This window comes from Vibrio sp. 1401, assembly GCF_033340295.1.
In genome coordinates, this window is record NZ_JAWOWF010000080.1 from 1 (window position 1) to 8,131 (window position 8,131).

Sequence of the window (8,131 nt, forward strand, 5' to 3'; positions counted from 1 at the left end):
TAACATGTGTTGTGGCGTTCTTAATCTTATTAAGCAAAATAATGACTGCTGTCCTCTTGGCTATTGGGCCTTTATTTATCGTTATGTTGCTATTCAATTCTACACAGCGATTCTTCGAAAGCTGGTTAGGCATGCTTATAAACCAAGGATTAATTCTTATCCTTGGGAGTGCTATAGGTAAGTTGATGATTTCACTAGCAGATGTGGCTATGGGAAGTATGTCGTCAGATCTGACAGCGTTATCTACTTTAGCGGATGCTTCGATTCTCTGCTTGCTTTATGGTCTTTGTATTATGGTCGTAAAACAGGTGCCATCTGTTGCATCTGCTTTAGGTGGCGGTGTGGCTCTCGCAACTCAAGGAGCTTTGGGTTCCACAATGAGTGCAATGCGACCAACCCATATCCGTAGGCAGTACCGAAATGTACAACGTGATTTGCGTTTGGCGGGAGGAGTTGCAGCTAAGCCACTTACAGGTACATATGGGGCAAGTAGAAAAGGTTATGCGGCTTATCAAAAGCGCTTCGGAGGCGGTAACTCTATCAGGGGGGAAGCATGATCGATCGAATTAAGGATGGCTGGGAAAACGCAATGCGAGTTGTGGAGCTAGGTGTTTCGACTTTATGGGTTGTAGCTTCTCTTGTACTACTTGTTCTTTTATTCTTTGGTTACGGGGATTATGAACTTAAGGTTTTAATATATATAGGTTTTTCATTTCTCGGGATACTTCAGTGGAGATGGAGAAGGTCAGTATGGCCAGCCCTACGAAAGCACCATGGTGAACACCAATAACGATTTATTGAAGGGGGGTATAGCTCAAAGCACTCTAATAAATGTTTAGGAATGAGATGTATAAGAACCGATAGAATGCAGCTTACCCCACGGTTCTATGATGGTTATAGAGCATAAAAAAAGACCGCTATGCGGTCTTTTTTATGCGTTAACGATCGTTGTTATTAAGTCTCGTACCGATTTTAAGGTTTCATTATTCACAGAATCTACAACCCTTGCCTTTCTGCTCTTCCAGTCTAAGGATTTAAACTGATCGGCTAATATAACGCCTGTTGTCTGATTGGCTCCCTCAACGTCTACCTCAAAAGGGTACCCCTTCTTCTGGTTCGTTATAGGACAGACAACGCAAAACCCTGTTTTACTGTTAAAGCTTTTTGGTGATACCACCAATGCTGGCCTAGTCTCACCAGCTTGCTCACGCCCTGCTTGTGGGTTAAAGCTAATTACAATAACGTCACCTTTTTCTGGTACGGATGAACTCATATAATTTCGTTACCTTTCATATCGTTCAATAGCTCTTGATGGCGATTATCATCAGTAATCATACTAAGTAAGCTCTCTAAGCTAGGCTTAGATGGCTCTATGACAATTTTTTCACCCTTAACATCAACATCGATGTTCATAGCATCGCCAATGTTTAGTGCTAGTTTCGCCATCACCTCTTTTGGGATTCTAACAGCAGCGCTGTTTCCCCATCGTGCAATCGCAACACTCATAGTTTCGCTCCTTCCCTACTGGTTTCTTTCGACCTGTGTAGGAGTTTTAACTCACTTTCATTACTCTAAATGCCACTATATCGTGGCATGATAATATTATTTTCATGGTATCTACTTTGTAGATACTGATAATGTAGCACTAGTTATTTGGATATACAATGTATCAACATATATCGAGGCGCTGAAAAAAGGAGGAATCTTCTTCATACACTCTAGATGGGGAATATGATTAACCCAATAAAAACAACAAGTTAATTATAAAACCGACAGAAATGTGGTATAATTAAAGCTGACAATAGAGCATTTAAAAAGCCATAAAACGAACCATCAGAGGAAATGTATATGAGGAAAAATAACACAAAGAAATTGCGTAAATTCGGGAAAAACTTAGGAAGTGGCGCTTCTTTCTTTTTACTAGAGATAAAAGAAAAAATCTTTAAAAACAATAACTTAAGTCGCCCACCCTTTAGATGTGGTAAGCTAAATTGCAAAACTGAATGCAAGGCTTTTAGCTTACCACATCTAAAGGGTGGCGTCAAAAGGATCAATGGCTTAGGGTAATAATCTCAGCTTCTTCGTCAAGATACAAGTATTCTTATCCCTAAAGCACCATAACTCACGTTAGACACTTCTCTGCTTACTCCATCTAACTCTTTTATGATAAGTTCCTTGCACTGCATTACTCTGTCATTATCGGACGGTTAGGTCTGTAAAATATGAAAAGGACAAAATGGTTGGTATCTCACTAAAACTTAACTATTTTATTGAAAAGTGCAGAGGTAATTTCTCCCTCCTAACCTAGGTAAAAACCCCCTCCTGTAGAGGCAAAAACACCTCCAGATACCTAGGCGATAATGACCCACAAATAAGATACATATACGATACATACGCATCGAAATCATACCAATACGACCCACACCTACAGGATATAAATACTGGGGGAGGCGTTTTTGCACATGTGGTATGTATTTTCAAAGCTCAATCAGGTACATATACTCGCTATATAAACAAGAGTCACGCCACACTTAGGTACATGATGAGCAAAGAAGCACAAGAAATAAAACCTCAAGAACTGAGCAAGCGTTGGGGAAAAGAGGTAATCAATGAAGGTTGGACAGCCATTCCTAATACTTTAATTGAAAGACAGCAAGCACTTAAGCTCAACCCTACAGAGATGAACATATTGCTAGTGTTATTAAAGTATTGGTGGGAAGACAATAAATCCCCCTTCCCTTCAAAAAAAACGATTGCGGACTACATAAATCGAGATATTAGTACCGTAAGAAAAACAATGAAAAGCCTAGAAGACAAAGGGCTGATAAAGCGTGAAGCACGGTTTTATGAGAAGGGAGGGCAGAGCTCAAACTCTTATGATCTATCGGGATTAGTCAAAAAGCTGAAGAAAGAGTCAAAGCTTCTTTCCAAACTCAAAGCTGAAAGGAAGTCTGAAGATGGCAGACTTAGACGGGGTGGAAGTCAGTCAGTTACCAGTTAAGACGAACTTTAGTTTTTTAAATAAAGAGTAAGTAATATGTGTCGAAGATAATAAGAAATTAATAAGGTGGAATGAATGAATGTATTGTTACCAGGCGATGTATCGCATCAGGTACTAAATAATAAAAAAACAAAAAACGCTAGGGTAACAAACTCAAAGGGAACTACATCATTTGGACAAATCCCAAAGTTAAATAGTCAATTCCCAGAAGCGGAAGTTATCTTAAAGCTAGGTGATCCTGGTTTTTATGACCTTAAGGTCAAGCAGCTAAAAGGGGCTTTTGGCCTACGTCATATTTGGGATAAGCACAGAAGTGAAATTAATGCTCAAGATGCATCTGATGTGGTTAAGTTTATAGAAAATGTAATCAGAGGTGGCGCTGAAGTTCTGATTGATTACGGTAAGGATCCAAACAAGCCGATAATCTTAGAATCAAGTTCAGGCATGGTCATTGTAGAGCTAAAACGACCACAAGGTGAAGACCCTTACTACAGCATAGTGACTGCATACGATAGAAAAAGTCACCCAGGAACGTTAATGGGTACCCTCTAGATACAAAAAAGGCTGGTTATAAACCAGCCTTCGTAAATGAGTGATCGTTCGTGGCGTTCCCTTAGCTCATAGGGGTCGGGACAGGAGTAAATCCTTAACAATCTATTGTGCTGTTCTGGTTCAACACAAGTAGCGTAAAAATATATAACCAAACCAGATTAAGGTTACACATCAAGCCCTTCTACACGGTAATAATATGATCGTATGTAGATTAGTGCAAGAGAGTAAAGCTCTATTTAATAGAAACAACATAGGTAACACAAAGGTAAGTCCCTCTCTCGTATCAGAAAGAGCCTATCCCAACACATACGTAAATACGTATGTTTCCACATCCAAAACCCGGGGCGTGTTATTGGTAATATGTTAAATGACCAAGATATCCCTCAAAAACATCGCTCTCGCCCCCTCAGAAGCTCCAGGAGCGACTTTTCCCACATTTAGTAAGCTCAGGTACTGATAAACAGGTATGAAAGTTTGTGACGGTTTACAGGCCAATTTACAGGTTAAAAATGACAAGTTTAGTTTGAAACAAAAACCGCCCTCTATCGGGCGTTTTTCTACTTTAGGTATCAGATAACCAGTTAGGTCATTGAACTCTGCTTACCATCAAATCAAACTTCCATTTTCATCTGTGGATTTTGTCTAAAACTAAAAGCTAATCCAGTAACACAGCGGCCTTTCTTTATCGTTTCATACTTAATGATCAAATCACTTCTTTGATTTAATTCTTCTACGGAAGGTTTGATAACCCTTTTATTTAAATCTTTAAACAGAGGGTATTTATCCGAAATTCCCAAAGCAGACTTAAAATCTTCCAGGTGTATCCCTCGTTCCCCAGTAGAGTTGAAACGCATCAAGAGCTCATAGAGTCTAATCGAGTGTGCAGATTGAAGATTAGCTATATTTCTAAGTTTATATTTTGTAAATCGACTCTGTAACTGGCTTATATACTTAAGTACATCATCAGACCAAGTTAAAGTTATGACTCCCTCACCTTTCAACTTCTTTGCTTTCTTTTGAATCCAGTAAAGCTCAACTTCTTCCTGCTCATCTCGCAATACAATACTTGACTTAAATAACGCGTCAGCAGCTTTATACATCTCTCTATGTGCATTCTTCATGTCAATACACATCAACTCAGAGAACTCAGAAGCTGAGAGTCTAACTTCTTTGGGGATTTCACTTCTGGAGTCTAATTTAGCTAGACATGCTAATACTAACTTTTGCGCCTGAGCATTTAGCTTATAGCTAGCATCTACCAGGCAGTTAGATTTACTTACAGATAGATTACTCACATTACACCTTATGGTGGATTGGTATTTATTTAGTCCACCTTACATAAAGGAGGACTAACTTTCAACTAGTCCTCCCAAACCTGTGAATACCACCGTAAATCTGTCCACTTACCACCGTAAATCTGTCCACCCAAGAACCGTAAATCTGTCCACCTTTACCGTAAATCTGTCCACCATAGATCTCTGTAGCCCTTAGCACATAAGGGCTTCGGGACCATTAAAAACAAGAATAAAAAGAATAAAAAAGATTATTAAAAAGAAATTCTGTTGTGAATAACAACGATGCTACGGATGAATGTGGAAAAACTGGAACGGGCAAGCCGTTCCCAGTTTTACACACAGTCACCGAGATGCTCTAACAAACCTGATAGAAAGCGCTCCGCGTCTACAATAAAGATTTTTTTATTTTTCTTATCAAAAATGCTTTTTGGAGAAATCTAATGAAGTTTCGACGGAGAAAGTGTTGCTGTTTGATTCACTAAAATTTCGTACGCACGAAAAGATTTGGGGGGCTTAAGGCTAAGGCAGGATTCGCATTTTGCTGGCAAATGGTACCAACTTTGCTAAAGTATCTTTCCCCCCTTTTTTTTAAGACTGCATATGAGTAAACAAGAAGTTGTAAAAACTCGACTATCTGAAACAGAAAAAAAAGCCTGGCAGGACTTCTGCAGGGTAAATAATTTAAGTGAATCTGACATGTTGAGAAGGGTTATTCAGCGTATTTCTAATGAAACTATCCCCATAGATTTCCCTGGCTTAAATGATGATAAGAAGGCTAGGAAAATTACTATTCGGTTAACAGAATACGAAGATAGAAAACTGATAGAACGAGCTGAAAAAGAAGGTTATACAACCAGGACCAAATGGACAACGGCTGTTGTTCAATCTGCCCTTCATAAGGCCCCTATCCTTACCAATAAGGAAATAAATGTATTACGCGAATCAAATCGTGAACTAGCTGCAATTGGCCGGAATCTCAATCAGGTAGTCAAAGCGTTAAACATTGATTTCTATGAGAGTGATAAAATCAAGCAAGATGCCATTGAAAACCTGATCGAACGAATAGAACAGCACAAAGGCCAAGTTGCCGATCTAATTGATCGCAACATGAACCGTTGGGAAGAAAGGTAATTATTTCGCGTAACATTAATGGAAATCTAAAATCGGATGGAAATTAAACACTATAGTTCTTCTTTTCAGACCACTCTTGTAAATATTTGGATATAGTTCCTCGGTCTATTCCAGTTGCTTTCTGTACTCCTGAAGGCGAAATTTTCCCACGATAAAGTGGAATTGAATCGGTTTCGAGTAACTTATCTAAGGCACTGAAAACTCTTTTTTTTGCTTCTTCTGCTCTCCGTTCATTATCACCACTAATATTTTCTTTTTTTAATGGTGCATTTTTTGTGTCAATTGTCTTTTTAGACTCACTTTTTGACGCATACTTTACCAACATATCGTTTGTTTCTTCAATGCACTTTTGTAAGGATAATATACTGTTTTTTAAATTAATTATCTCGTTTTTTAGTTCGCTTATTTCAAGTTTTGTGTCATTGCTTTCGGTTGACTCAGTTTTTTTCTTAGGAAGTCTTTTTATTCCTTTAAGATCGCTTAAGGCAATGTGCCTTTTACCGTCAATTTCTTGATATTTAAGTGTCCCCTTGTCCATGTACCTATAGAGTGTTTTTCGTGACAGTCCCGTGACATGACACGCGTCATTTATTCTTAGTAAATCCATTTCCAACTCATTTTATTACTTATCTAATTTTTAATTATTAAGAATAACTTTCATTCACTAGAAAGTTAAGCCCACTAACGTAAGTATATGATTTGAAATATATAAGTTGTTGATATTAATAATATAATACAGTAGCGGTACTATTGCGTTATTTGTAACGACTGATATGATTCAAACTTGAGTGGTGATTTTTTGTGCGGAGTTAGGGTGGCTAAAAGTGTAAATGAACGCCAGAAGGATTTTATTTCTAGGCAAAAATCTTTGGGTCGGTATCAGAGATACTTTTGGGTCAGTGACACAGAATTCTACGAGCTAAAAAGGCAACTTAAAAAGATTAGAGAGCATGATGAAAAGAAAGGCATTTGAATGGAGTAGTTGAGGATGGTCCCCTCAACTACTCCTAACCACAACGCCTAAATAGGAGGCAATTATGGGTAACAGTCAGTCTATCACATCTAGGGATGAGGAAATTTATCAATTATTTCGCTTGCAAGATATTGAGCGTCTTTCAATGAGAAATGAACTTGAAACTCTATTAGTAACTGCTAATTACGCACGCAACTATCTTTCTGATGATCAGGATGTTCTTCCTGAAGACTTCTTTTGCTGTATTGAGGAAATGAAAGAGGTGATGGAGTCTATAGATATTAAAAGTATAGATTTTGAAAATAACTCCATCTTCCTTCAGAGGAAAAGGTCTCAAAGTAAGAGGCGAGACCAAATAAATTCGTGCGCACGAAAAAATTAAATGGAGGTGATTATATGAAATCTTTAACGTTGGTGGCTATGTTAAGTATTTTTCTAACCGGTTGTTTTGATAAAAATGAAGAAATACATAATGTTGCATGGTTCAAATTGAATGAAGTCGAACGCAATACTACTCTAGAAAAATGCTCTAACAATCCTGGTGAACTAAAAGAGCACCCAAACTGTATTAATGCAAGACAAGCAGAAAAAGAGCTTATAGTCGGCAGCCTCCCCACTTTAAAGTTTGAAGGGTAGGTAAATAATATGAACTTCTTCCAAGCTACATTTGACCTGGTTGATAGGGCATTAGAAGGCTATGTCTTTGATACAGCTACAAACATAATATCTTTTATCTCTCCTATATTTACCAGCTTGTTAATCATATGGATTGCCATTTGGGGCTATCTGATGATGTTCGGAAAAGTTAACGAACCTCTACAAGAGGGGGTTTTTCGAATACTTAGAATAGGCTTCATTATATCCTTAGGGCTAACCATCGGGACCTACACAGACATCGTTGTTAACGTGTTATCACAAGGCCCGGAAGAAATCTCTAAAGTAGTTACAGGAGGTGAGTCAACTTCTGTGTCTTCCGCTTTAGATTCTTTGTTTTCCCAAATTTTTGAAGTGTCAGAAGCTGCTTGGGATAAGGGGAGTATACTTGATGCTAATTTTGGAATGTACTTAATTGCTATTTGTGTTTTAGCGTTTGGTGGCGTTTTAACATGTGTTGTGGCGTTCTTAATCTTATTAAGCAAAATAATGACTGCTGTCCTCTTGGCTATTGGGCCTTTATTT

11 protein-coding genes are annotated in these 8,131 nt (G+C 38.2%); 7 read left to right on the forward strand and 4 right to left on the reverse strand.

Going from position 1 to position 8,131, the window contains the following annotated elements; translation table 11 throughout:
• Positions 1-557 (forward strand): type IV secretion system protein (locus R7Z77_RS23180; protein ID WP_318136853.1); only part of this gene is annotated, 557 nt, incomplete at its 5' end.
• Between the two features lie 374 nt (positions 558-931).
• Here the strand turns inward: R7Z77_RS23180 and mazF are convergent.
• Together mazF and R7Z77_RS23190 are read right to left on the reverse strand one after the other, a co-directional pair.
• On the reverse strand, positions 932-1,273 hold the full coding sequence (gene mazF, locus R7Z77_RS23185) for an endoribonuclease MazF (protein WP_213961451.1): 342 nt from the start codon (positions 1,271-1,273) through the stop codon (positions 932-934).
• The gene (locus tag R7Z77_RS23190; RefSeq protein WP_213961450.1) at positions 1,270-1,506 is read right to left on the reverse strand and encodes an AbrB/MazE/SpoVT family DNA-binding domain-containing protein; all 237 of its coding nucleotides are present in this window, start codon (positions 1,504-1,506) and stop codon (positions 1,270-1,272) included. The genes mazF and R7Z77_RS23190 overlap by 4 nt, the downstream gene beginning before the upstream one ends.
• A gap of 1,036 nt (positions 1,507-2,542) precedes the next feature.
• Between R7Z77_RS23190 and R7Z77_RS23195 the strand changes: the two genes are divergently transcribed.
• Positions 2,543-3,001 (forward strand): helix-turn-helix domain-containing protein, encoded by a 459-nt coding sequence (locus R7Z77_RS23195; protein ID WP_213961449.1) that lies wholly within the window; start codon positions 2,543-2,545, stop codon positions 2,999-3,001.
• 75 nt (positions 3,002-3,076) lie between these two features.
• Positions 3,077-3,553 (forward strand): hypothetical protein, encoded by a 477-nt coding sequence (locus R7Z77_RS23200; protein ID WP_213961448.1) that lies wholly within the window; start codon positions 3,077-3,079, stop codon positions 3,551-3,553.
• 611 nt (positions 3,554-4,164) lie between these two features.
• Here R7Z77_RS23200 and R7Z77_RS23205 read toward each other — a convergent pair.
• On the reverse strand, positions 4,165-4,848 hold the full coding sequence (locus R7Z77_RS23205; RefSeq protein ID WP_213961457.1) for a replication initiation protein: 684 nt from the start codon (positions 4,846-4,848) through the stop codon (positions 4,165-4,167).
• Positions 4,849-5,448: 600 nt separating this feature from the next.
• Between R7Z77_RS23205 and mobC the strand changes: the two genes are divergently transcribed.
• Positions 5,449-5,979 (forward strand): plasmid mobilization relaxosome protein MobC, encoded by a 531-nt coding sequence (gene mobC / locus R7Z77_RS23210; protein ID WP_213961456.1) that lies wholly within the window; start codon positions 5,449-5,451, stop codon positions 5,977-5,979.
• Positions 5,980-6,022: 43 nt separating this feature from the next.
• On the opposite strand, the gene R7Z77_RS23215 is transcribed toward mobC, so the two are convergent.
• On the reverse strand, positions 6,023-6,586 hold the full coding sequence (locus R7Z77_RS23215) for a helix-turn-helix transcriptional regulator (protein WP_213961455.1): 564 nt from the start codon (positions 6,584-6,586) through the stop codon (positions 6,023-6,025).
• A 430-nt stretch (positions 6,587-7,016) separates the two neighbouring features.
• Here R7Z77_RS23215 and R7Z77_RS23220 point away from each other — a divergent pair, with 430 nt between their 5' ends.
• From R7Z77_RS23220 to R7Z77_RS23230, 3 genes are all read left to right on the forward strand, one after another.
• The gene (locus tag R7Z77_RS23220) at positions 7,017-7,334 is read left to right on the forward strand and encodes a hypothetical protein (RefSeq protein ID WP_213961454.1); all 318 of its coding nucleotides are present in this window, start codon (positions 7,017-7,019) and stop codon (positions 7,332-7,334) included.
• Between the two features lie 14 nt (positions 7,335-7,348).
• Complete coding sequence (locus tag R7Z77_RS23225; RefSeq protein WP_213961453.1) at positions 7,349-7,588, forward strand: EexN family lipoprotein; 240 nt, start codon at positions 7,349-7,351, stop codon at positions 7,586-7,588.
• A 9-nt stretch (positions 7,589-7,597) separates the two neighbouring features.
• Positions 7,598-8,131 (forward strand): type IV secretion system protein (locus R7Z77_RS23230; protein ID WP_318136854.1); only part of this gene is annotated, 534 nt, incomplete at its 3' end.

Coding starts and splice junctions, on each gene's coding strand:
- mazF (WP_213961451.1), bottom strand. CDS start 1,273: ATGAGTTCATCCGTACCAGAAAAAGGTGACGTTATTGTAATTAGCTTT.
- R7Z77_RS23190 (WP_213961450.1), bottom strand. CDS start 1,506: ATGAGTGTTGCGATTGCACGATGGGGAAACAGCGCTGCTGTTAGAATC.
- R7Z77_RS23195 (WP_213961449.1), top strand. CDS start 2,543: ATGAGCAAAGAAGCACAAGAAATAAAACCTCAAGAACTGAGCAAGCGT.
- R7Z77_RS23200 (WP_213961448.1), top strand. CDS start 3,077: ATGAATGTATTGTTACCAGGCGATGTATCGCATCAGGTACTAAATAAT.
- mobC (WP_213961456.1), top strand. CDS start 5,449: ATGAGTAAACAAGAAGTTGTAAAAACTCGACTATCTGAAACAGAAAAA.
- R7Z77_RS23215 (WP_213961455.1), bottom strand. CDS start 6,586: ATGGATTTACTAAGAATAAATGACGCGTGTCATGTCACGGGACTGTCA.
- R7Z77_RS23220 (WP_213961454.1), top strand. CDS start 7,017: ATGGGTAACAGTCAGTCTATCACATCTAGGGATGAGGAAATTTATCAA.
- R7Z77_RS23225 (WP_213961453.1), top strand. CDS start 7,349: ATGAAATCTTTAACGTTGGTGGCTATGTTAAGTATTTTTCTAACCGGT.